Origin of the sequence: Paenibacillus wynnii, from assembly GCF_000757885.1 — a bacterium.
Lineage (GTDB): Bacteria > Bacillota > Bacilli > Paenibacillales > Paenibacillaceae > Paenibacillus_AQ > Paenibacillus_AQ wynnii.
In genome coordinates, this window is record NZ_JQCR01000003.1 from 962,987 (window position 1) to 987,413 (window position 24,427).

At 44.9% G+C, this 24,427-nt stretch carries 19 protein-coding genes; all 19 read left to right on the plus strand.

Going from position 1 to position 24,427, the window contains the following annotated elements; all coding sequences use genetic code 11:
• Positions 1 to 135: 135 nt before the first annotated feature.
• The 19 genes from PWYN_RS19865 (at position 136) to PWYN_RS19955 (ending at position 24,353) form a co-directional block, all read left to right on the plus strand.
• Positions 136 to 1,152: an NAD-dependent epimerase/dehydratase family protein gene (locus PWYN_RS19865; RefSeq protein WP_036655491.1), complete on the plus strand. Its 1,017-nt coding sequence runs from the start codon at positions 136 to 138 to the stop codon at positions 1,150 to 1,152.
• A complete protein-coding gene (locus tag PWYN_RS19870; protein WP_036655492.1) occupies positions 1,153 to 2,220 on the plus strand; it encodes a dihydrodipicolinate synthase family protein in 1,068 nt (355 codons plus the stop codon).
• Positions 2,221 to 2,260: 40 nt separating this feature from the next.
• The gene (sdaAB, locus tag PWYN_RS19875; protein ID WP_036655493.1) at positions 2,261 to 2,953 is read left to right on the plus strand and encodes an L-serine ammonia-lyase, iron-sulfur-dependent subunit beta; all 693 of its coding nucleotides are present in this window, start codon (positions 2,261 to 2,263) and stop codon (positions 2,951 to 2,953) included.
• Positions 2,934 to 3,851: an L-serine ammonia-lyase, iron-sulfur-dependent, subunit alpha gene (gene sdaAA / locus PWYN_RS19880; protein WP_036655494.1), complete on the plus strand. Its 918-nt coding sequence runs from the start codon at positions 2,934 to 2,936 to the stop codon at positions 3,849 to 3,851. The genes sdaAB and sdaAA overlap by 20 nt, the downstream gene beginning before the upstream one ends.
• 1 nt (position 3,852) lies before the next feature.
• The gene (locus PWYN_RS19885) at positions 3,853 to 5,010 is read left to right on the plus strand and encodes a M20 metallopeptidase family protein (protein WP_036655495.1); all 1,158 of its coding nucleotides are present in this window, start codon (positions 3,853 to 3,855) and stop codon (positions 5,008 to 5,010) included.
• A 20-nt stretch (positions 5,011 to 5,030) separates the two neighbouring features.
• On the plus strand, positions 5,031 to 6,095 hold the full coding sequence (locus PWYN_RS29355; RefSeq protein WP_157261226.1) for a dienelactone hydrolase family protein: 1,065 nt from the start codon (positions 5,031 to 5,033) through the stop codon (positions 6,093 to 6,095).
• Positions 6,092 to 7,090, plus strand: a complete 999-nt coding sequence (locus PWYN_RS19895; protein ID WP_036655496.1) for a hydroxyacid dehydrogenase — start codon at positions 6,092 to 6,094, stop codon at positions 7,088 to 7,090. Before PWYN_RS29355 ends, PWYN_RS19895 begins: the two co-directional genes overlap by 4 nt.
• 97 nt (positions 7,091 to 7,187) lie before the next feature.
• Positions 7,188 to 9,413 (plus strand): helix-turn-helix domain-containing protein, encoded by a 2,226-nt coding sequence (locus PWYN_RS19900; protein WP_084146814.1) that lies wholly within the window; start codon positions 7,188 to 7,190, stop codon positions 9,411 to 9,413.
• Positions 9,414 to 9,628: 215 nt separating this feature from the next.
• Positions 9,629 to 11,158, plus strand: a complete 1,530-nt coding sequence (locus tag PWYN_RS19905; protein WP_036655499.1) for an extracellular solute-binding protein — start codon at positions 9,629 to 9,631, stop codon at positions 11,156 to 11,158.
• A gap of 173 nt (positions 11,159 to 11,331) precedes the next feature.
• Positions 11,332 to 12,240 (plus strand): ABC transporter permease, encoded by a 909-nt coding sequence (locus PWYN_RS19910; protein ID WP_036655501.1) that lies wholly within the window; start codon positions 11,332 to 11,334, stop codon positions 12,238 to 12,240.
• Positions 12,234 to 13,106 (plus strand): carbohydrate ABC transporter permease, encoded by an 873-nt coding sequence (locus tag PWYN_RS19915; protein WP_036655502.1) that lies wholly within the window; start codon positions 12,234 to 12,236, stop codon positions 13,104 to 13,106. Before PWYN_RS19910 ends, PWYN_RS19915 begins: the two co-directional genes overlap by 7 nt.
• Positions 13,107 to 13,178: 72 nt before the next feature.
• Entirely contained in the window at positions 13,179 to 18,152 is a 4,974-nt protein-coding gene (gene hepB, locus PWYN_RS19920) for a heparin/heparin-sulfate lyase HepB (RefSeq protein ID WP_036655504.1), read from the plus strand.
• A gap of 37 nt (positions 18,153 to 18,189) precedes the next feature.
• A complete protein-coding gene (locus PWYN_RS19925; protein WP_036655505.1) occupies positions 18,190 to 19,272 on the plus strand; it encodes a Gfo/Idh/MocA family protein in 1,083 nt (360 codons plus the stop codon).
• Positions 19,269 to 20,120, plus strand: a complete 852-nt coding sequence (locus PWYN_RS19930; protein ID WP_036655506.1) for a Gfo/Idh/MocA family oxidoreductase — start codon at positions 19,269 to 19,271, stop codon at positions 20,118 to 20,120. The genes PWYN_RS19925 and PWYN_RS19930 overlap by 4 nt, the downstream gene beginning before the upstream one ends.
• Positions 20,117 to 21,238 carry a Gfo/Idh/MocA family protein gene (locus PWYN_RS19935; protein ID WP_036655507.1) on the plus strand — a complete coding sequence of 374 codons (1,122 nt, stop codon included), beginning with the start codon at positions 20,117 to 20,119 and terminating at the stop codon, positions 21,236 to 21,238. The genes PWYN_RS19930 and PWYN_RS19935 overlap by 4 nt, the downstream gene beginning before the upstream one ends.
• A gap of 25 nt (positions 21,239 to 21,263) precedes the next feature.
• A complete protein-coding gene (locus PWYN_RS19940; RefSeq protein WP_036655508.1) occupies positions 21,264 to 22,112 on the plus strand; it encodes a sugar phosphate isomerase/epimerase family protein in 849 nt (282 codons plus the stop codon).
• Between the two features lie 67 nt (positions 22,113 to 22,179).
• A complete protein-coding gene (locus PWYN_RS19945) occupies positions 22,180 to 23,061 on the plus strand; it encodes a sugar phosphate isomerase/epimerase family protein (RefSeq protein ID WP_036655509.1) in 882 nt (293 codons plus the stop codon).
• 42 nt (positions 23,062 to 23,103) lie between these two features.
• Positions 23,104 to 23,727 carry an SGNH/GDSL hydrolase family protein gene (locus tag PWYN_RS19950; RefSeq protein WP_338049241.1) on the plus strand — a complete coding sequence of 208 codons (624 nt, stop codon included), beginning with the start codon at positions 23,104 to 23,106 and terminating at the stop codon, positions 23,725 to 23,727.
• Positions 23,728 to 24,080: 353 nt separating this feature from the next.
• Positions 24,081 to 24,353 (plus strand): hypothetical protein, encoded by a 273-nt coding sequence (locus PWYN_RS19955; RefSeq protein ID WP_036655513.1) that lies wholly within the window; start codon positions 24,081 to 24,083, stop codon positions 24,351 to 24,353.
• Positions 24,354 to 24,427: the final 74 nt, after the last annotated feature.

The following is a 24,427-nucleotide window of genomic DNA, read 5'->3' on the forward strand; positions in this document are numbered from 1 at the left end:
AGTCCTAGTGATTATGGGACATCCCCTTTTATTTTGCTATTTAAAGACTATTTAATGTCCTGTCTTTAAATAAAAACAGCGACTATAATGTACTTGATCATTCGTAACTTAGACCCAAAGAAGGAGACTAAGAACATGAACACAATAGCGGAATTGGAAGCAAAATTAGCAGAGCCCTCAGAAAAGCTTATTGCTGAGCTATCCGTATTAGATGGAGATATTATGCTGCTGGGGGTTGGGGGTAAGATGGGGCCTAGCCTGGCGAGGCTGGCTGTTCATGCGATCCAAATGGCGGGAATCCGTAAACGGGTAATTGGCGTATCCCGGTTTTCGAATGAGGAGTCCAAACGTGAACTGGAGGAGGCTGGTGTTGAAACCATTTCCTGCGATCTCTTGAACGACAACGACCTGCAAAGTTTGCCTGAAGTGGCGAATATCATTTATATGGCCGGCAATAAATTCGGCACCACAGGGAATGAGCATTTCACTTGGGCTATGAATGCTTATTTGCCCGGCAGAGTAGCCGAGAAGTTTAGAAACTCACGTATTGTTGTCTTTTCATCTGGTAATGTGTATCCGTTTACTTCTGTCGGACTAGGGGGCGTCACAGAATCGGTAATGCCTGAGCCGAAAGGAGAATACGCGCAGTCGTGTTTGGGACGAGAACGTATTTTTGAACACTTTTCCCATAAATATAATATTCCGATGGTGATCTACCGGCTGAATTATGCGATTGATATGCGCTATGGGGTATTGCTGGAGATTGCCAAGTCTGTCTACGAAGGACAGCCGGTTCAGCTGGCGACGGGGCACGCCAATGTTATCTGGCAGGGAGACGCCAACGAGATGGCGCTGCGATGTTTAACCGTCTGCACCCATCCGCCGAATATCGTGAATATCACCGGGCCGGAAACGATGTCCATCCGTTGGGCGGCAGAGGAGATAGGGAAGCGTTTGGGGAAAACACCGGTTTTTGAAGGGATAGAATCGGACACGTCTTTGCTCAGCAATGCTTCTAAGTCCCACCAATTGTTCGGATATCCACGGGTTTCCCTTTTGCAAATGATCGATTGGACGGCAGATTGGATTCTGCATGGGGGTAAGACCTGGAATAAACCTACGCATTTTCAGGAAAGAAAGGGGAATTTTTAGATGAGTGTCAAACCTCTATCACCCGAATTGAACAGAGCTCTTCATGATGGTCTTGTCATACCGGCTCACCCGCTGGCATTGAACGAACAGCGCAAGTTGGATGAACGTCATCAACGGGCCTTGACGCGCTATTATGTCGCCTCCGGTGCGGGAGGTATCGCTATTGGAGTACACTCCACCCAGTTTGAAATTCGAGACAAACAGATAAATCTGTATGAGCGGGTATTGCGGTTGGCGGCAGAAGAAGTCAATCGAGCACAATTGGATCGTCCCTTCCTCAAGGTGGCGGGATTGTGCGGACCAACCGAGCAGGTGCTGGATGAAGCAGAGACTGCTGCATCGATCGGCTATGATGCTGGACTCTTGAGTATGGCTGGACTAGTCCATTGGAGTGAATCAGACCTGCTAAAGCGAGCGGAACAAGTGGCAGCGGTTGTTCCGGTAATCGGTTTTTATATGCAGCCATCTGTAGGTGGAAGGATTTTCTCTTACGATTTCTGGAAAACGTTTGCAGAAATCCCGAATGTGGTCGCCATCAAGATAGCTCCGTTCAACCGTTACCAGACCCTAGACGTGGTTAGGGCAGTATGCAGTTCCAGGCGTCGGGATGAAATCGCTCTATATACGGGCAATGACGATAATATTGTGGCGGATTTGCTGACAAAGTATCGTTTTATGATAGATGGTTCTCCTGTAGAAAAAAGGATTGTTGGCGGATTACTCGGCCACTGGGCGGTATGGACAAGGAAAGCAGTAGAGCTGTTGGAGGAAATCAAGCGTCAGAGGGGGAACGAAGGCATCTCCAGCGAATGGCTGACGCGAGGTGTACAAGTGACGGATACCAATGCCGCATTCTTCGATCCCGCACATCTTTTCGCAGGCTGTATTCCCGGCATTCACGAGGTACTGCGAAGACAAGGACTCTTGCAGGGAACATGGTGCCTGAATCCACAAGAAGAGCTGTCTCCCGGGCAAGCTGAAGAAATTGAACGGGTCTATCAAGAATATCCGCATCTGAATGACGATGAGTTTGTCAGAACACACCTAGAAGAATGGCTGGATCAATAAAGGGTAGCCTAGCAGCTTAAGTGAAATGAGGGACCTTGGAATGCGCTTCAAAGATGTGTTTTCCATCATCGGGCCGAGCATGATCGGGCCCTCCAGCTCGCATACCGCCGGCGCTGTAAGGCTGGGGCTGACCGCACGAAGCATATTCGGGTGTTTGCCTGAGTCTGCCGAGATTATGCTCTATGGCTCTTTCGCAGATACCTATCGCGGACATGGAACGGATATGGCTATAGTGGGCGGTATTCTTGATTATAGCCCGGATGATCCACGGATTCGTGATTCACTGAATTCGGCTCAAAGGGCTGGTATCCGAATTGACTTCAGAACGGCGGTTAAACCGACTGCACATCCGAATACCGTAACGATCATCCTACAGGGATCCTGCCGAGAGGATCGGATAACAGGCTCGTCCATTGGCGGAGGAAATATTGAAATTACGAACGTGAATGAATTTGATGTGAGATTCACCACCATGTACCCAACCTTATTGATTTTCCATGATGATCGTACAGGCATGATTGCCGATGTAACCCGTATTCTGTGCAACTCAGGCGTCAATATCAGTCACATGGACGTAGACCGGAAATCACGAAAGGGTGATGCCTTGACGGTTATTGAAATGGATGGGGAGCTTCCGCAGCTCGTGGTTCAGTCCATATCAGCATTGCCCAACATACATCGGATTTGTACTGTAAACCAGAGGGGGGAATCGTGTGAACTTCACGTCACTTAAGCAATTGGTTGATATATGCACCGTTGATAAGTTATCCATAGGCCAGTATATGTTGCAGGAGCAGGCGTTGGAATCCGGGCAAAGTGAACAGCAGACATTTGACCAAATGGCTGGATATTATCGAATTATGAAGGAAGCCGTGAACAAAGGACTGACGGAGAATACCGTTTCAAGAAGCGGCTTAACAGGCGGAGATGCAAAGAGGGTATGGGAGAATAAGCAATCCGGCCAGCCGTCTTTGGGCTTGGAAGCTTCTACTGCTATGGCCTATGCGTTGTCCGTTTCCGAGGTGAATGCTTCCATGGGACGTATCATTGCAACGCCCACTGCAGGATCATGCGGAATCATTCCCGGTGTGTTCGTTAGTTCGCAAGAGCGATTTGACTGGGATGATGATCGTCTTATCTTGGGATTGTTCAGCGCAGGGGCTATCGGTTACATCATTGCCAATAACTCCTTTGTTTCCGGAGCGGAAGGAGGGTGCCAGGCGGAAGTGGGCTCGGCCATCGGAATGGCAGCGGGAGCATTAACGGAGCTACGAGGCGGAACACCCGAGCAAGCGGTTCATGCCGTAGGGTTGGCTTTGAAAAATTCACTCGGTTTGATATGCGATCCGGTGGGCGGACTTGTGGAAATACCGTGCATTGTCCGCAACGGATTCGGTGCGGTAACAGCCTTAGCTGCTGCGGATATGGCCCTTTCCGGCGTCAAAAGCGTGATTCCATCGGACGAAGTTATTCAGGTTATGCTTGAAGTCGGAAGCTCTATGCCGGACGCGCATAGAGAAACGGCCAAGGGAGGGTTGGCACAGACACCAACGGGAAAACGGATCATGAAAAGCCTGTACGGGAGTGTTAGTCAGAGCGATAATTCTGATAAGGAAGGGGACCCGACTTAAGATGAACTTACTGGATGCTGGCAGGCATATCGAAACGGAGTTAATTGCGTTTAGAAGGGATCTCCATCGGACTCCTGAACTCAGCTTTCAGGAGTCCGAGACGGCGGCCAAGGTGGCCAACAGCTTGAAGGCATTAGGCTTATCTTTCAGAACGGGAGTCGGGGGACATGGAATCATAGCTGATGTTTACGGCGGTATGCCGGGTCGGATTATTGCGCTCCGGGCGGATATGGATGCTCTTCCGATTCAGGAGGAAACCGGATTGGAATATGCATCTGTTCGTCCGGGTGTAATGCATGCTTGCGGTCATGATGCACATACTGCCATCCTTATCGGAGCCGCCAGGCTGCTTACGGGCCGCAAATTCGCCGGAACAGTCCGTCTCTTATTCCAATCGGCGGAAGAAATCAACGCAGGTGCCAAGGCAATGATCCAAGAAGGCGCCTTGGATGGGGTGGATGAAATATACGGGCTGCATAATTTGCCTACCTTGGCCGCAGGCGAGGCAGCTACAGGTTACGGCGCGCAGATGGGTTCTGTAGACCGACTTGAGATTACACTGGTAGGCAAAGGAGGCCATGGAGCCATTCCCGATCAAAGCGTCGATCCTATCGTATGCGCTTCAGCCGTCATTATGTCTCTTCAAACAGCGGTAAGCAGAGAGATTTCCCCCTTCGATCCGGTCGTTATTACGATAGGAAGCATTCATGCGGGAGAGGCCAACAATGTCATCCCCCATAGTGCCGAATTGACGGGAACAGTCCGAACTTTTAATCCTGATGTACAGCGTTCGATCCCGGAGATTATCCACCGGATTGTGGAACGAACTGCGGAAGCTTACCGCTGTAAGGCTCTGGTTCAATACATTCGACAGGTTCCGGTATTAGTGAATAATGATCGTTGCGTCCGGCAAGTCGAATCCGTCATCGACAGAATGATCGGTCGGCCCCGGAGAATGACGGCGAACCCAACCCTGGCAGGTGAGGATTTCTCCTTGTATCTGGAACAGGTGCCTGGCTTCTTTTTCTGGCTGGGTTCGGGTCCTCACACCGATGCGCATCTGGCTTACGGGCTACATCATCCGAAATTTAACTTAAATGAAGATTGCATCCCTCTGGGAGCTTCATTACTGGCAGGTATTGCTCTTGATCTCCTATAACGAAAGGGGAATCGGCCTTGGTGTACACATTATCGCAGATTAACCAAACGGGTATTCCGCCGCTGTTAAAGAGTATTGAAAGCTATAATCAGTGGGTAGATAAACTCGCAGGCATTCGACAGATCTGGTTGGATTACATTGGCGGAATACCTGCAAGTGTACCGTTACATTTGAAAATGATCTCCCAAAGTAAAAATCAGGGTTATAACCGGATTCATATTCAATACGATACGGTCTTTGGAGACCGAGTTACGGCTTACTTATTAATTCCGGATAGAAAAGAAGACCACCGTCTCCCAAGACTGGGGTATCCAGCAGTTATTGCCATGCATCCCACAATTGAGTATGGTAAGGATGATATTTCCCTTTCTACAGGTAGAAAGAACCGAAAGTATGCCATCGAGCTGGTTGAAAGAGGATATGTGGTGCTTGCGCCGGATGCATTGACTGCCGGTGAACGCATTTATCCGGGGAAAGTGGCATTTAACAGTGATCCTTTTTATGAGCAGCATCCGGGATGGTCCACTGTAGCTAAGAATATTACAGATCATATACAGGGTATTGATGTGTTATGTTCACTGGAAGAAGTGAATCCAAATGCAATTGGGGCCATTGGTCATTCATTTGGTGCTTATAATGCGTACTTTCTTGCCGGTGTAGATGAGCGCATCAAGGCTGTTGTGTCCAGCTGCGGGTTTAGTCCTTTTACAGGAGACCCAAGCCCTGATCATTGGACCTATCGGAGTTACCCCTACACCCATATCCCTAAGATTTCAGCAGATTTAAAAAAGGATCAGATTCCCTTTGAATTTCACGAAATTATCGCTTTATGCGCACCTACACCTTTTTTTAGCTATGCAGGTCAGGATGATCATATCTTTCCTCATTGGAAATCAATTGGGGAAGGCAATCTTGAACTGAAGAAGCTCTACAGTTGGTTAGGTAAGGAAGACTGCTTCCAGTCAATTATGGGAGTGGGTGGGCATGACTTTCCAGAGGAGATACGGATGTTTGCGTATGTCTTCTTGGATCAATGGTTGGGAAATACGCGAGATCATACTACAGACGGGGAGACGCTAAAATGAAGATGCTGGATATAGTTATGGTTCAAGGTCTAGATTATACGGAGCGGGTTTTTAATAAAAAACAATTGGAACAACTGCGACAACTCGGCAACTTGCGTATGAATCCTAAAGAGGGCGTTCCAACTAAAGAAGAGTCGGCTGAGTTACTTGCAGGTGCAGATATCGCCATTACTTCTTGGGGATGTCCCTCGTTAGATGCAGATATACTGAGTCGATGTCCTGATTTGAAATTGATTGCTCATGCGGCGGGATCCGTCAAACCTATTCTAAGTCCAGAAGTAATCACTTTGGGAATCCGGGTCTGTAGTGCGAATGATGCATTAGCACAAGGAGTAGCTGAAACGACGTTGGGTTTGACCATCGTATCCCTTAAAAATATTTGGCAGCTTGCCCGTAATACTAGGGAGGGTGAATGGGAAAAACAGCGCGAACATGTACGTGAGCTCTATGAGGTGACTGTTGGGGTCATTGGCTCAGGAATGTCGGGAGCTCATTTCATCCGTTTGCTGAAATCGTTCGATGTCACCGTTTTAGTCTACGATCCATTTGTTTCCGAAGAGAAAATTATTAGTATGGGAGCTGTGAAGGTCGGACTTGATCAGCTTCTTATGCAATCAGATGTCGTTTCGATCCACGCGCCCTCCATACCAGAGACCAACCACATGTTGAATGAACGAACTTTAAAGCTGATGAAGGATCATGCCATTTTAATAAATACGGCCAGGGGATCTTTGATTGATGAGGAAGCTCTTGTAACGGAATTACAGAAAGGCAGACTGTGGGCTTGCTTAGATGTGACTCAGCCCGAGCCGCCGGATATAAATCATCCTTTCCGTTCACTTCCAAACGTTACATTAATCCCCCACATTGCTGGGGCAACAAACAACGGGTTGTTCAGAGTTGGCCATTATGTTGTACGTGACTTAGAACGGTTTATACAAGGAAAACAACTGCACGGAGAAGTTGATTTAACCAGACTCCATGTAATGTCATAAGCTTCAAATTTGACATGTTGTATGACACTACTTAGTATGATAAGAGATCCTATTAAAGCGTTTTCCTATATTCAAATGCAGGAAGGGTGGGGGTATAATGATGAAGCTTGAGCCACTGCGCTACCTCCGATTGAAATTAAACTCATTATTTCTGCAGCTAGTAACAGGATTTCTATGTATTATTGTACTTCTTGGTTCTTTAACCTACTATGCCGTTTCAGCGTCTATAAATAATATCAGGGAAGAAATCGTCAAGTACAACACTCTCATGCTGCGCAATACCATGGAAAACTATGAGAACCATTTGGAAATGATCAAAAAGCAAATGGTTCTGTTCTATTTTAATGACTCTGTCCAACGTTTACAGCGTGAACCTCATTATTCCAACTACTCCGAAGTCATCAATGATATTCAAACCTGGGTAACGAATCCTTATTTATTCATCGATAACATCGTTTTTTATTCCAAAAAACATAACTTTGTTCTGGAGAAAGGCACAAGTACAACGCCCGATACCATGTTCAATGTATTTATGAAAAGCAAGAAATATCCATTCGAATTTTGGAACCAACAATTTGACGACCCTTATACAAACCGGATGTTTCCAGCTGAATCTTTTTTCACGAACTCTTTTCGTGATCGAGAACGTGATCTCGGTGAGTATATGCCAATCATTTTTAAGATAAATAATAATCAGGATTTTTATATGGCCGTGTTTCTTGATGCCGATAAAATGTATAAAGCGTTCAACCAGACCATGGAAGATGATTTTATCATCTACAATACAATGGGAGAAACGATGTTTAAGCGTTCTGCATCCGAGACGTTTACTCCTTTGAACAATCTGAAGGAGAATGGAGAAAATGAATTCATCTTGGATCATAAATATCATTTCTACTCAACGGGATCAGGCAGTGGAATGACTTATATTCACCGACTTCCTGTGGAACAGTTGAGCTCTCAGACACGACTTAACTTCACGATGATCGCGGTCATTGTGGTCGTGATTTTGGTTAGTATCCTAATCTCCTTTTTCTTAGCAGCTCGTATCAACAATCCGTTAAAAAAGCTGATTCATTCCATGCGCGGTACCCACGGTGATAAGCCTTACCGTTCAAAAATTCATGAGTTCGAAATGATCAGCGGCCAGTTTAACGATAAGGATAAGATTCTAAAGCAATGGGCCTTTTTCAATTATTTGAAAGATATTAGGAATCATGAAAGTGATATTGCCAAACTCAAATTTTCTGATCAACCCTTCGTGTTTATACTCTTTCATGTCGCAGAAAAGAAACATGCAACTTGGGTGCAGGGTTCTTTCCAAAGCTGGCTATATTATATTAAAGTGTTCATTGAAGTGAAATTGAACCGGACCTTTCAGGAAGCATTGACGATTCAGATTGAACATAATCAAATTCTGAGTATGGTATTTATCGATGAGTTGGAGGATTTACATGATTTACTTTCCAATATGAAGTCAGTGTTCGATCATGATCTCGACAGCGGCATTATTACTATCGCAATGACCTCGAAATTTAATCATTTCGATCAGGTTCCTGAAGCGTACAAAGAAGTACATGAACGCATTGCGAACCGCAGGCTGATTGACGAAACAGAGATTCTTGATTCAAATTCTGTTAGTACGGTTGTCTGCAGTTTTACGAAGGAACAGGAGAAAGCATTTCGAGCTAATATGAAAGAGGGGAACCTCGAAGACTTAATGATTTTGATGAAACGTTTTTTTGAAAAATGGAGCAGTCAAACAGTTTCGGCAACGGCCTGGGTGCGTTTTGCTGATTCGGTAGTGGATCGAATCCGTCAAGCTGCACCAACTGACGTCATTAGTCTAATCAAGTTGAACGAGATCCTGGAAAACTCAGAAGAACAGATACGTGACTGTGTAACAACACGGGAACTGGAGATCTTGATTCTACAATGGTTGAAGATGATCTCCGAAGTAGTCCAGGATAAGAAAGAACGGAAGGATAGTATAACTTCCTTCGTGATGGATTATATAAATAACAACTTAGCTGATGAAATTTATTTGGACACATTGGCCGAAAAACTGAATATTAGCAGCGGTTATTTATCAACGTATTTCAAAGAAAAAACGGGAATCAATATGGTTGAGTACATTAATGAGGTGCGGATCCGTGAAGCGACAGTTCTTCTGTTGGGAAGCCAAATGAAAATCCAAGAAGTGGCGGAGGCTGTGGGATACCGGAATATCACTTCATTCAATCGAATGTTTAAGAAATATACAGGTCTCACACCAAATGATTACCGGAAAAGTCGGGATTCACACACAGGGAATACCGGTTGAACTAAAGATGGCAGGATTTAGGGGTTCACCCTCCATCCTTCCATCTTTTTTTAATTTAAAACTTATCTTTTTTTCGGATACATGGTATTTATTAAAGATTTCGAAGAAAGTATAGGTTTTGCTGATAACAGCTTATGTACTGGCAACAGCCCATTACGTATGATATGGCTATCAAAACTTGAATGACTATAATGATGAGAAAAGGGTGGATGTGTGTGAAAAAGACTAAATCTTCAATGATTGCATTTGCGTTATTGGCTCTAATGGCTACTGCTTGTTCAAAAGACACCGTCGAAACATCTCCAAGTCCTTCTAATTCAATTGAACCAACCACGTCTGCAAGTGCTGCTCCAACTCTTCCTGAAGAGGCAACGATTAAGATATATACAGAAAATAATACGGGGTGGCCTGCTAAGAAAGATTGGGGCGTATGGAAATGGGTCAAGGAAGAGACGAACATTACAGTTGATCAAGTACTGGCTACTGGACCTGAGTCACTGGCACTTGCGATATCTTCAGGAAGTATGCCTGATATTCTATCTGTCTTCCCCGCAGAAGTACAGAAGTTCGGTCCTCAAGGTGCTTTCCTGGATCTGTCCCAACACATGGATAAAATGCCGAATGTCAAAGCCTACTTGGATAGTAAGCCGGATGTGAAGGAAAGAGTGACTACCCCTACGGGCCAAATTCTGAGCATCATTAATGATGGTGCGGGTGAAGGTAATCAAGCGGTATGGTTCTATAGAGAAGATATATTCAAGAAAAATAATCTCGAGGAACCAAAAACGTGGGATGAGTTATATACAACAGCAAAAAAACTTAAGGAGCTTTATCCGGATAGTTATCCCTTCGTTGTTCGTCATGGATTAAACACATTAAACTATATTGGACCTTCTTTCGGTCTATATCCGGAACTTCACCGCGATCCTAAAGATCCGACCAAAGTGAAATTCGGATTGCAAGACCCGGCTGCTAAAACGATGGTCGAAATGCTGAACAAATTCGTCAAAGAAGGCTTAATGCCACCAGATTGGTTGACGATGGACTACAAGGCTTGGACACAGTTCATGACAACGAACAAATCTTTTATTACGGTTCAATTTATCGGTCAGATCGAAATTATGAATAATCAACTAACAGAAGGAAACGTAAAATTTATGGCACCACCTACTGGAGACGGAACTCAAGGCTATTTGCCTAAAGGCGGATCAGAGGTTTACGGATTAGCTGTAGCTTCCACGACGAAAAACTTGGACGCATCATTACGTTACCTGGATTATATCTTTTCTGAAAAAGGAAAAGACATTCAAAGCTGGGGTAAAGAAGGTGAGACCTATACCGTTGAAGGTGGTAAGCGAAAGTTTAATGACAATTACAAAGAAGCAGTGGATTTACGGGTAATCTCCGGGATTCAAACAGCAGCTACCTATGGATGGTTTGACTTTGACGCATGGATGGCACTGGTGAAAGAAGAGGAACAACTCGCTTACCTGGAATCTCCTAAATACCGGATGCCGGTTTCCAGCGATCTTCCCATGCTGACAGAGGAAGAGGGAATTTCCATCGGTCCTGCTAATGATCAGATCTGGAAATACTGGACCACTGAAACCACTAAATTTATATTTGGTGATAGACCCATGACAGAATGGGATTCCTTCGTAAAGGGACTAGACAAATACGAAGTGGAAAAAATCAAATCTACGTATCAAACGGCTTTAGATCGGCAAATAACTAACGCGAAATAACAAGAAGAAACGGCTGCGCCGTCCTTTTATGGACGGCACCCGGTTCTCGGAGAAATAGAAGGATAAATTATATTGTGAAACATATAAATTCTTATATTTTAAACAAGCAACAGGGCATCAGTCTTATCCGGGACGGATTGCCCTGTTGTAACATCAGGAGGGGAGAAATATCTTTGAAACCTACTGTCTTCAAGCGATTGAAGCGAGACCGTATATATCTACTGCTGTTAGCCCCTGTGTTGCTCTACTATATTCTATTTAAGTATGTGCCCATGTTCGGGATCGTGATTTCTTTTAAAGATTACAATCTGTTTAAAGGCGTCTGGGCAAGTGAGTGGGTTGGATTGAAGTATTATGAATGGTTTCTTCGTAATCCGGATGCTTGGAATATCATCCGAAATACACTTTTACTGGGATTATATCGATTTCTCTTTTTGTATCCAACACCGATTATGTTAGCAGTATTATTCTATTTAATGCGTTGGAAAAGGTACAGAAGATTGGTGCAAACCGTTAGTTATATGCCATTTTTTATGTCCCAAGTCGTCATATCAAGTATCTTAATCATGCTATTGTCACCCAGTACAGGATGGATCAATCAAATGATTAAATGGGCGGGATTTGAACCCATTTACTTTCTGCAAAAAGCGGAATGGTTCCGTACCATCTACATCGCTTCGGATATTTGGCAGCAAGTAGGCTTTAGTACGATCATCTATCTGGCAGCTTTAGCCGCGATCGACCCCCAACTGTATGAGGCGGCGAGAATGGACGGAGCGGGAAGGTGGAAGCAAACGCTTCATGTTACGCTACCCGGTATTGTACCCGCTATGGTAATTGTATTTATCTTACAGCTAGGAGGTATCTTGGAGCTAAGCTTCGATAAGGCCTTTCTTCTTGGTAACGTGGCTACCCTTGAAACTTCAGATATCATCTCTACTTATGTGTACCGCACCGGTATCATTGGAGGCAGCTACAGCTATGCTTCAGCAATCGATCTATCTATGGCTGTTATTTCTTTACTATTAATTTACACAGCGAATCGAGTAAGTCGTAAAGTGGGTGAGACGAGCTTATGGTAAGACGTGGTCAAATCAGAATCTTTGATATTGTCAATTTTCTCTTGCTGGCGTTTGTTGCGTTTGCATCGTTATTTCCCTTTATTCACATGGCGTCTGTCGCTTTAAGTTCACCTGAATATGTAGTTCGGAACGTAGTCGGATTATGGCCAAGAGGTTTTCAATGGGATGCGGTATCCGCTGCACTTGGCGATAAAAGGCTGTGGATAGGCTATCGAAACACTTTGTTATATCTCGTATTGGGAAGCTGTATATCGATGACGCTCACTATTATGGGCGCCTACGCATTATCCAGAAAGTCGCTGATATTCGGTAAAGCTGTCATGATGATCATCGTTTTCACCATTATGTTCAATGGCGGAATGATTCCCTTTTATCTGGTCATGAAGTCTTACGGTTTAATGGATACCATCTGGGCCATGGTGCTGCCAAGTGCTATTAATACGTATAATTTGATCATTATGCGAACCTTTTTTCAAGGTCTCCCCGTTGAAATAGAGGAGTCGGGACGAATTGACGGTTTGTCAGATTTCGGACTGCTTCCTTCCATTATTATTCCATTATCCAAACCTGTGCTTATGACCGTGGGTCTCTTCTACGCAGTGGAAATTTGGAATAGTTTTTCTGCAGCACTTCTTTTATTACGGGATCCGAATTTATTTCCACTGCAGTTAATGATCCGCAATCTGGTGGTTGTAGGTCAAAGCGGGGACGTTCTTGAAACTGCCGCGGCTTCAGGAAAGACGGTTGTGCTGGAATCTCTGAAATATGCTCTCATTCTACTAGGCAGCTTGCCTATTATTATGGTGTATCCTTTCATTCAAAAGCATTTTGAGCAAGGTGCGTTGATTGGATCTGTAAAAGGTTGATATGGATTTGAGACGGAGCTGACGCAATCATGAGAGCGAATCCAAAATCTATCTAAGAGGTGAGCGTAAGATATGAAGGGTAAAAAAATCGTTAACTATTTTCTGATGTTCCTTATTGCTTTTTCTGGCTATTCCGGAATCATAACGCCTTCCATTGCCAGTGCGGACACCAGTACTTTCACGGACAGCTTTAACAGTGAACCGACCGGACTCAAAACTAACGGTGGCGGTTGGACTATGGGTACATCTTTTGGAACCGCAGAGATTGTAGAGGATTCTTCACCAGACAATAAGATCATGAAGCTTACTGATAATGACTATGTTGCGGGTTTTGAATTCAGGGGGGCCGCCACGGCAACTCGAACGATTAGCCCACAGACAGGGAAGTTCACAGTGGAGACCAAGGTTCGTATTGAAAAATATGAAAATGCGGATCCGCATTTCAATTTTGTTGTGACTGACAACCAATCAAATCTCGCTGCAAAGCTAACGTACACAGGCGGATTATGGAGGGATGTTACAGACGCCAACGCAGTGATAAATATGCCTTCCGGTAATTTAATTGGCCAATGGGTGACTTTAAGGTTTGTGATTGATAAAGCTTTAGGAAAATACGACATGACGGTCATCAGTGATGCTTATAAGTCAAGTGGAAGCACAGATATTCGTCTTGATAAGTCAACAGGTACATTTACTATAAAAGGATTAAATATCAAACCAGGAACAGGGGATTTAACCAAGGTATTGTATCTTCCCCAAAATAATAAGGGAATTTATTATGTAGATTACCTGACTCTGAATAATACTGCACCGATATGGGCGGACGGGACATTGACTGCAACCAAACTTAGTGCAAATAGCGTAAAGCTTACTTGGCCGAGTGCAGCCGACGATCTAGGCACCATAAAAGAATACAGAATTTATGAAGGAAACGTTAAGGTTGGTTCAACCACAGGAGATATTAACACCATTTCCTTAACCAATATCAGTGAAGGTTTTCATAATTACAAAGTAGAAGCGATGGACAACGAAAGTAACCAATCTACAGGCGGACCCTTGGCAACCGTGGAAATTGGAAGCCCCGTAACGCTAATGAAGCCACCTGCGGAGCATCCTCGTTTATTGATTAGAGCACAGGATATCCCTTCATTGAAGGTGAAGCTTGCGAAGCCAGAGATGGCTACCTACTGGAAAACGGTAGACGATGCGAGCAAAGTTGTACACAGTGGTGTGTTGCCCCCCACGGCTAGTGGAGCAGATGGAAACTTTAGTGAAATAGTACTTTCGACCATCAAAGCCAAAGCATTTCAATCCGTTCTTAACCAGGATGATGTTAAAGGCAGAGAAGCCATAAATATGATGAAAAACTTTTTCCAATCCTACGAATCAAATGACGTTGCCAAAACATCCGGACATGCAGGCGAGACCCTATTTGCTGGAGCGCTGGTCTATGACTGGTGCTACAACCTGCTGACTGCCGATGAAAAGAATCATTTTATCGCGGAATTTGAAAGATTGGCCACTAATCACACATTAACTAAATACCCTGTGGATCAGAGCTTTGGCAATTTCATTACCGGGAATCGGGCTGAAAATCACGTTGCCAGAGATCTGCTTAGTGCAGGTGTAGCCATTTTTGATGAAAAACCCTCAATGTATAATTTAGCTACTAAAATCTTGGTGGAGGAGTTTGTTCCTTCTCGTGCATTTTTGTTCAAAGCCGGTATGCACTACCAAGGGGACTCGTACGGGCAAGGACGATATGCTCATGAAGCGATAGCCAACCTGATATACGCTCGAATGGGATACCCAGATGTATTCAACAGAAATCTAGGTGATGTTCCATATAGAACCATATACACCCGCACTCCGGACGGCGATTTGCTCCGAGATGGAGATTCGTGGGTAGTTTCTAATAGGGGTGGCTTTGCGGGGCAACCGAACACATTTTTATTTACAGCGGATTATTATAAAAATCCATATTTCAAAGAAGCGTTCAATATGGAGTATTCCCAGACAAAATGGAATGTAGATCCTCTCCTTGTGCTTTTATTCAACGACCCAGATTTACCAAGGAAGCCGCTGAGTGAGCTCCCTCTCACCCGATATTTCGGCTCCCCAAATGGCTCTATGATAGCGAGAACCGGTTGGAATTCAGGGATCGACTCACCTGACGTGGTGGCCGAGATGAAAGTTGGCGAATACCACACCAATAATCATGACCATCTAGATCCCGGAGCATTCCAAATTTATTACAAAGGTTCGCTTGCGGGTGATTCCGGAGTCTATCAAACGTATGGCAGTGCTCATGATAAAAATTACTATAAACGGACGATAGCGCATAACTCCATGTTGGTCTATGATCCGAACGAAAAATGGCAGCTGTGGGGGGAACCGGTATCAAATGATGGCGGAGTACAATGGCCTAATCTAGGGATAGAACCTCCAAACTTAGAGGAACTACTCATGCCCACAAAGGGTTACAAGATGGCGGAGATTGCGGGAAATCAATTCGGTCCTGATCCGATAAAACCTGACTTCACTTATCTGAAAGGAGATTTGACAAAAGCATATCAAAGCAAGGTTTCGAAATATATGCGCTCCTTTGTATTCCTTAATCTGAAAGATGATACTCACCCGGCGGCGATGATTGTATACGACAGAGTCCATTCAAAGAACCCAGATTTCAAAAAATATTGGTTGCTGCATAGCGAAGAGGAACCACAGGTAAATGGCAATGTCACCACCGTTACACGAAGTGTGTATGGTTATAACGGGAAGCTTGTTAATACCTCTCTGCTGCCACTAAAGGATAATCTTACGATTGAAAAAGTAGGTGGACCTAACAACGAGTATTCCGTATTTGGTAAGAATTATCCGAATACGCTGTCAAGTCAAAGCGCTCTTGAACCCGGTGCATGGAGAGTACAGATCTCCCCGACCGATGCGCAAACGGATGATGGATTCTTGAATGTCATGCAGGTCATGGATAATGTCGGAGGGCCTACACCGCTTGCTGCAGAAATGGTTGACTCCGGAGATATGGTGGGCGCCAAAATTGCAGATAGAGTTGCATTATTCAGCAAGAGCGGCGACCGTTTAAATGGCACAGTTACACTTAACATTAGCGGAGATGAAGATCATCTTCAATATGTGGTAACAGACCTAGTGGCAGGTTACTGGACCGTAGAAAGAGACGGTCAAACCGCAGATTCGCAGCTCCTAGTCTCCGAAGAGGGTGGTGTTCTAAGCTTCAATGGTCCTCCCGGAACCTATAAGCTAACGTGGTCGGCTAATCAGACGTTTCAACTTATGCAACGTCCCGTATGGACGAACGGGAACCTTACTGCATCCGACATCACATCAAACAAGGTAACCCTGTCTTGGACGGGAGTGACTTCAAGCAATGCGGTTACCGCATATAAAGTGTTTGACAGCGGTAAGCTTGTAACCGAAGTACCAGGCAGCAATAACAGCATCACTTTAACCAATATGACATCAGGTAAACATACCTTCCGGGTAGAGGCGCAACATACATCCGGAGCTCTGTCCGACACCGGACCTTCAGTTACGGTTACCTTGCAGAATTTATACAATATAAGCGGAACAGTAACCAAGGATGGCGGAGGTCCTGCTGTCAATGCGACCGTAGCGGTTAGAACGGTCGAAGGTTTTCTAGTCAAATCTGTAATTTCAGATGCGGAAGGGCGCTATACAGCGAACAATCTACCAATTGGGAATTATCTCATTACCGTAGCCTATGATAGGACAGATAAATTTTCACAATCTGTCAATCTCTCAGACAGAGACATTGTAAGGGACATTGTACTGATACCGATGCTCGATATCTCAGCTGTTACTGCCAGTGATGAAAGTGGCGGTTCAGTGACAAAGACCATCGATGGGGATTTGACTACCTCATGGGCAGCACAGGGAATTGGCGTTTGGGCTAAGTATGACCTAGGTGAAATCAAGAATGTCGACAGAATCGACTTATTATTCGCGAATGCCGCGATTCGGAAAAATTATTTCGATATTGCGGTATCGACAGACGGCATCAACTTTACAACAGTATATAGCGGGTCAAGTAGCGGTACGTCTTCGGAAATGCAACAATATCGATTCGATTCGGTACCTGCAAGGTATGTAAAATTTATTGGAAATGGCAACAACGGACCGTTCAGTGTATGGACCACCTTAGTTGAATTAGCTTTATATGGTAAAACGACATCCATTATTAGCTTTCAGCCGGTTGAGGTTTCGACGACTGCAGGTAAGGCACCGGTCATGCCGTCAGTAGTATCGGCGGTTTATAGCAATCAATCCTTGGCAGAGGTAAACGTGGTCTGGGACAGCATCAGTCCAACGCAATATGCCGCGGAAAATAACTTTACGGTGCAAGGGACGGTTGCGGGTACGTCGATGCGTCCACAGGCAGAAGTAACGGTAAATGCACTTCCTCTTGCAAAGGGAGCTCCGGGCAAGCCGGTGCTTTCCAATAATAGCGGCCACGTCGCAGGACTGAAGGATGGGAACTACTCCATCACGATGAACATGTGGTGGGGGAATAACGGTACACGGTTCAAACTTTACGAGAATGGTGTCCTGATCGACACGCAGAAGTTGACCGATTCTTCGCCGAATGCTCAGAGCGCCAAGACAGCTGTTTCGGGCAAGGCGAACGGAACCTATACCTACACATGTGAACTGACAAATAGCTTTGGAACGACCCCTTGCGATCCGCTTAAAGTTGTTATTACGGATGCATCTCCGGGCAAACCGGTGTTGTCCCATAACAACTGGGACGGAGACGGGAATTACGATGTGACCATGAACATGTGGTGGGGAACGAATGCAACCGAGTACCGATTATTTGAGAACGGGGTTCTGATAGATTCGCAGAACTTAAATGCAGTGTCGCCAAATGCGCAGAAGGCAGTAACGACAATTACAAGCAGAGCTGCTGGCACATATGAATACCGCTGTGAATTGGTGAATGCGGCAGGCGTCACATCCAGCACGATCATAACTATTCAACTGAAGTGATAAATGTGAAATTAGTTATCATAGGGAGGAACATCCATTGTCCAAAATGAAAGTCGCCATCATCGGATGCGGCAACATTGCCAACGGTACGCATATTCCAGCATATCTGGCCAACCCCAACGCCGAAATCAAGTATTTCTGCGATATTATCAAAGAAAAGGCGGAAAAAGCTGTACTTGACTACAGCTGCGGGGAAGCGATTGAGGATTACCGCATTGCCCTAAATGACCCTGAGATTGAAGCGGTATCCGTATGTACATCGAATGATGTACATGCGACTATCTCCATCGATTGCTTACGTGCCGGTAAGAACGTACTTTGCGAGAAGCCGGCTGCTAGAACTTATGCCGAAGCGTTAGAGATGCAGAAGGCTCAGCATGAATCCGGACGTGTGTTGAATATCGGTGTTGTGAACCGCTTTAATACGGGCGTTAATCTGATCAAGAAGATGATCACAAATGGAGAGCTTGGCGAGGTTTACCACGTTTATGTCAGCTTCAGGTCCCAACGTTCGATTCCGGGACTGGGCGGTGCATTCACGACCAAATCTATCGCAGGGGGCGGTGCACTGATAGATTGGGGAGTTCATTTCCTCGACATAGTCATGTATTGCTTAGGTGACCCGCTGCCGAAGACGGTATCCGGACAGACATACAGTAAATTGGGATTGGATATGCCGAATTATTCCTACATCAACATGTGGGCCGGTCCTCCGAACTATTCGGGGACTTATGACGTGGACGATTTCGTAACGGCCATGATCCGAACAGAAGGTCCAACGATTTCATTAAATGGCGCTTGGGCGCAAAATATCGGCGCCGAAGAAATGTACATTGACATCCTCGGAAGTAAGGCTGGAATCCGTCTGCAATATGGTAAAGGTTTTGTAGTGTATGGAGAGAAGGATGGCGTATTACTTGAAACAACGCCATCCTATAAATCAGAGGAGATGTTCCAAACCGAGATTGACTCCTTCCTGGAGTGTATCCGTAGCGGCGAGAAGCTGGCTTCCCACATCGATACCGTTATTCTCTCTTCGCAAATCATCCAGGGTATTTATGATTCATCCGAATTAAATAGAGAGATTGTATTCGAACGTACTATGGAGGGCGAGATATGAAAAGAATTGGATTTATCGACTATTTTCTCGATGAATGGCATGCCAACCAATATCCGGATTGGATCGAGCAGTCATCCGGCGGAACGATGAAGGTAACCTGTGCTTATGGTAAAGTCGATGCACCGAACGGGAGAACGAATGCCGACTGGTGCCGTGACAAGGGCATCGAGCTGTTGCCTACAATTCAAGCGGTCATTGACAGCAGCGATTATTTAATCGTGCTGTCACCTGATCACCCGGAATTTCATGAAGAACTGTCCTTGCTTCCCTTACAGTCCGGCAAACCCACTTACGTGGATAAAACTTTCGCTCCCGATCGGGAGACCGCTAATAAAATGTTCGAACGGGCAGCTCAACATAACACGCCGCTATATTCTTCTTCGGCTTTACGATTTGCTCCTGAATATGGGGATGCCCGCGATAAGGAAATCGATACGATATTCAGCCAAGGACCAGGCAAATATTCCAATTATGCCGTTCATCAGATTGAACCAATCGTATCCCTAATGGGTGTCGGAGCCAAACGTGTGATGTCCGTGGGTACTGAATTGGCACCTGCCTTGTTGATCGAGTATCCAAACGGACGGCAAGCCAGTATTCTTCATATTCAAAACAGTCCTTTTCTTCTGACCCTGCAATATGAGAACGGTGAATCTGCCAGAGTCACAGCAGAAGCGGATTTTTTTGCAGCTTTTATCGATGATTTGGTACATTTCTTCAAAACCGGTATATCTACCGTTCCACCTGAAGAAACGATCCTAGTGATTACTTTGATAGAGTATGGAAGTAAAGCCAGGGAAAAGCCTTATCAATGGATTGAATTGCCTGTTCCGGAGGTTAAACAATGAGAATTGGCGTTGTCGGATACGGAGTGAGAGCTAGTAGTCTAATGGGTTATGTACCTCAATTGGACCCTGATAGTAGGGTTGTTGCGATAGCGGATCCCGGGATAGAAAAAATCAGAACGCAGTTGAAAGATGAAGCAGAACACATCCAATTTTATAATAATGCCGATGAAATGCTGAATTCCGCTCAATTAGACGGTGTTGTAGTAGGTACTCGTTGTGATCTGCATACGGACATGGCGCTAAAAGTGTTGGAACGAAACTTAACGTTGTTTCTTGAAAAGCCGGTCGCAACGACTTACACCGATTTATTTAGATTAAAAGCAGGATACGAAGCTTCTCAATCCCAAGTTGTTGTCTCGTTTCCGCTAAGGAATACTCCGCTGATTAAGTTGGCGAAGGAAATCATTGACTCAGGGAAAATAGGCACCGTTGAGCATGTTCAAGCCGTGAATAACGTTCCTTATGGAGCAGTCTATTATCAGAATTGGTACAGAGACGAAAGTATTTCAGGAGGATTGTTCCTTCAAAAAGCGACACATGATTTCGATTATGTGAACTACTTAGTCGGTCTTAGGCCTGTCTCCATATGTGCAATGAAATCAAAGCAGATCTTTAAAGGAACCAAACCCGCTCAACTGATGTGCAGGAATTGTGAAGAGAAATATAGTTGTCCGGACAGTGCGCTTAATCATGATTACGGTGAATTCTGCTGCTTCGCTGAGGACACAGGCAACGAGGATTCCGGGAGCGCATTAATACGGTATGAGTCGGGTATGCATGTAAACTACTCGCAAAATTTCTTCGCCCGCCGGGGAGCCGCGAAAAGGGGAGCAAGACTGCTTGGATATAAAGGAACCCTTGAATTTGATTGGCATACAGGTGAGTTGAACGTATTTATGCATCATGAACCGCGAGTGGAGACGCATAAGCTTGATTTGGAAGCTTATGACGGTCATGGCGGAGGGGATCAACAGCTAATAAGTAATTATTTGAAGGTTTTACGCGGGGAAGAGAATTCTACAACCACGTTGGATGATGGGCTGCTTAGTGCATTATTATGTCTGAAAGCGAATGAGTCCGCTGAAATGGGAACCTTTTGTAATATTGATTGGGATTAATAATAAGGTTGCTGGAGGGGTCAACATGAAGAAGGGCATTAATATCTGGTCATTTCCGGACGGAAAACCGATCTTAGAGTGCGCGAGGTTGGCTAAAAAAGCAGGATTTGAGGGCATTGAACTGTCACTAAATGAGTCCGGTGAGTTGGGGCTTGAGACAACGGAACAGGAAGCCTTGGCGCTTCGAGATCAAATCACGGAGATGGGACTAGAGATCAGCGGTTTGGCTACAGGCTTGTATTGGGCTCATTGGATGACCAGCGAATCCGAAGCGACCAGAACGAAAGCTATGGATATTTGCAAGAAACAGCTAGAGACAGCAGCGGCTTTGGGTGCAGATACGATCCTAGTCATTCCGGGTGCTGTCGGAGTGGATTTTATACCGGACTGTGATGTGGTCGAATACGATAAAGCCTATGAACGCGCCCAAGAATGCATTAGTAGGCTGGCTCCCTATGCAGAGCAGACCGGCGTATCCATCGGCATCGAGAACGTTTGGAACAAGTTCCTACTCTCGCCACTTGAGATGCGCCAATTTATAGATTCCATCGATTCCCCGTTCGTTGGTGCTTACTTTGACGTAGGTAACGTTGTACATTCCGGCTACCCCGAGCATTGGATTCGCATTCTGGGCAGTCGCATCAAGAAGGTTCACTTCAAGGACTACCGCCGGCAAGCGGGTGGACTGCACGGGTTTGTCGATTTGCTTGCCGGCGATGTAGATTACCCTGCGGTAATGGCGGCTTTTAAGGACATCGGCTATGATGGATTTGCGGCTGCCGAGATGATTCCGAATTATACGCATCATACGGAGCAGATTATTTATAATACCTCCGCCTCGATGGATGTGATTCTGGGACGCAACATACTATAACTTTCTTTAGAGAGCATGGATTCCAGTAGATTAGACTAGTATTTCCAAGTGTATAGGAGGATGTCCGGTGGCAAAATCACTAACGAATAAAATCGGCGTAATCATTGACGGCTTCGGGGTTGGGATAAGAGAAGGTCTGAAGAAGGCGAAGGAAATTGGGGCGGATGGCGTTCAGATATGGGCGGTTTCCGGTGAAATGGATCCGGGTAACCTGTCTGTCAATAGCCGCAAGGAGTTGAGAAGGACCATCGCTGACATGGGTCTGGAGGTTTCCGCATTGTGCGGCGATCTAGGAGGTCATGGTTTCCAGGATCACGTTGTGAATCCGGCCAAGATCGAGAAATCCAAACGCATTCTAGATCTAGCTATGGATTTGGGTTGTAATGTCGTTACGACCCATATCGGAATAGTCCCGGATGACCCGGCGGATCCGGTATTTAGGGTTATGCAAGAGGCTTGTGCAGAACTTTCCGAGTACGCTTCGGAGATGAAAGGCCATTTTGCAATTGAGACGGGGCCTGAAACAGCTGCTCATCTCAAATCATTTCTGGATACGCTTGGAGGTAAAGGTGTAGCTGTTAATTTTGATCCCGCCAACATGGTCATGGTCACTGGGGATGATCCGGTGAAGGGTGTACACATTTTAAAAGACTATATTGTGCACACTCACGTCAAGGATGGTGTCCGGCTTCAGACAGTTGATCCACGAGTTATTTACGGAGCTATAGGGTACCAACCTTTGGATCATCAAAATATTGCGGAACTTGTTAGTTCAGGAGCATTTTTCCGGGAACTTCCGTTAGGCGAGGGTGACGTAGATTTTGATGCATACTTCGCTGCTTTGCAGGAGATCGGATATAGTGGTTATCTTACTGTCGAAAGAGAGGTTGGAGATCAACCTGAAAGGGATATAAGCAGAGCGGTGTCATTCATTCGCAAGTATAGATAAAAGGAGCGACAATCAATGATTCCTAAGGGTACAAAACTGATCATGATCGGTGACTCGATTACAGATTGTGATCGGGTTCGCCCATTTGGTGAAGGCAAAGGAGATGCATTGGGGAACGGGTATGTCTCCCACATCAATGCTTTGCTTGAATCGACTTATCCGGAACTTGATGTACGAACGATCAACATGGGAATAAGCGCCGACACCACAAGAGAGCTTAGGATGCGCTGGCAAACTGACGTAATAGACTTGCAGCCCGACTGGGTATCGATCATGATTGGCATTAATGATATTCTGCGGCATTATAACCGTGTACATATCAAAGAATGCCACGTTTCGCTAGAAGAATACGAGCAGACACTCGAGGCGTTAGTCGTGGAAGCTAAGGCGTCCGGCGTCCAAGAAGTGTTTCTGATGACGCCGTTCTTCATCGAGAGCAGTTCTGACGACACACTTCGAGGCATGACATTGCAGTACGGGGCGGCTGTAAAGCGGATCAGTGAACGGCAAAGCACTCGTTTCATCGATGTTCAATCCGCTTTTGACAGGCATCTAAAGCATCATTATTCCCTCGAGTTAGCTGCAGATCGAGTCCATCCAACGCAAACTGGTCATATGATCATTGCCCGGGAATGGCTGAAGGCTGTTGGTTACGAATGGTTATAAGGAAAGCAATGGAAATCCCAAGACCAGAATGACTTATAGAACACTTGCCGACACTAACTTCGGTAAGTGTTTTTTGTGTGAGGACTACTAAAAGAATGTCTAGTCAATACATTCAAAATCCCTTCTCATCCTGGAAGGAATTCGAAAACATAATATTTCTGTAGGAGAGCAAATACTTCTGGGTTGAGTTTATGAGGGAGGATAGTTCTGGAATTTCGCGAATACTCTAAGGGTGGATTTATTTACGAAGTTCGTAAATAAGAGTTATCCGAAACACCTGAAATACGTAACACCTGAAACCATTTCCAAACACAATCGTAGATTATTGTAAATAAATTACAATGAGGTGAAGCATGAAAGCTATTGATTACTTAAGAAGAGCCTATTATAAGCTAAATTATTATTATCAGAAATTTCAATTGATTGTAATGTCTTTTGTTGTTGTTGGAATAGTTGATTATTTTTTTCTTTACGAGACTTTCGTTTCATTATCAGCATTAGCTCCTGTTTTTCTTTTAGAAATTAGTCCAGTCATTATTATCATTGTATCAATAATTAGTATTCGAGGAATCGTTAAATTTATTAAGAAGATGAAAGAAAACAAACACTTACTATTTTTAGTATAACAAGAAAATTATCAAATTAAGACATTATCAATAATTATTCAAAGAGCAGCTTTGACTGTATTTTCAAGGAGTGT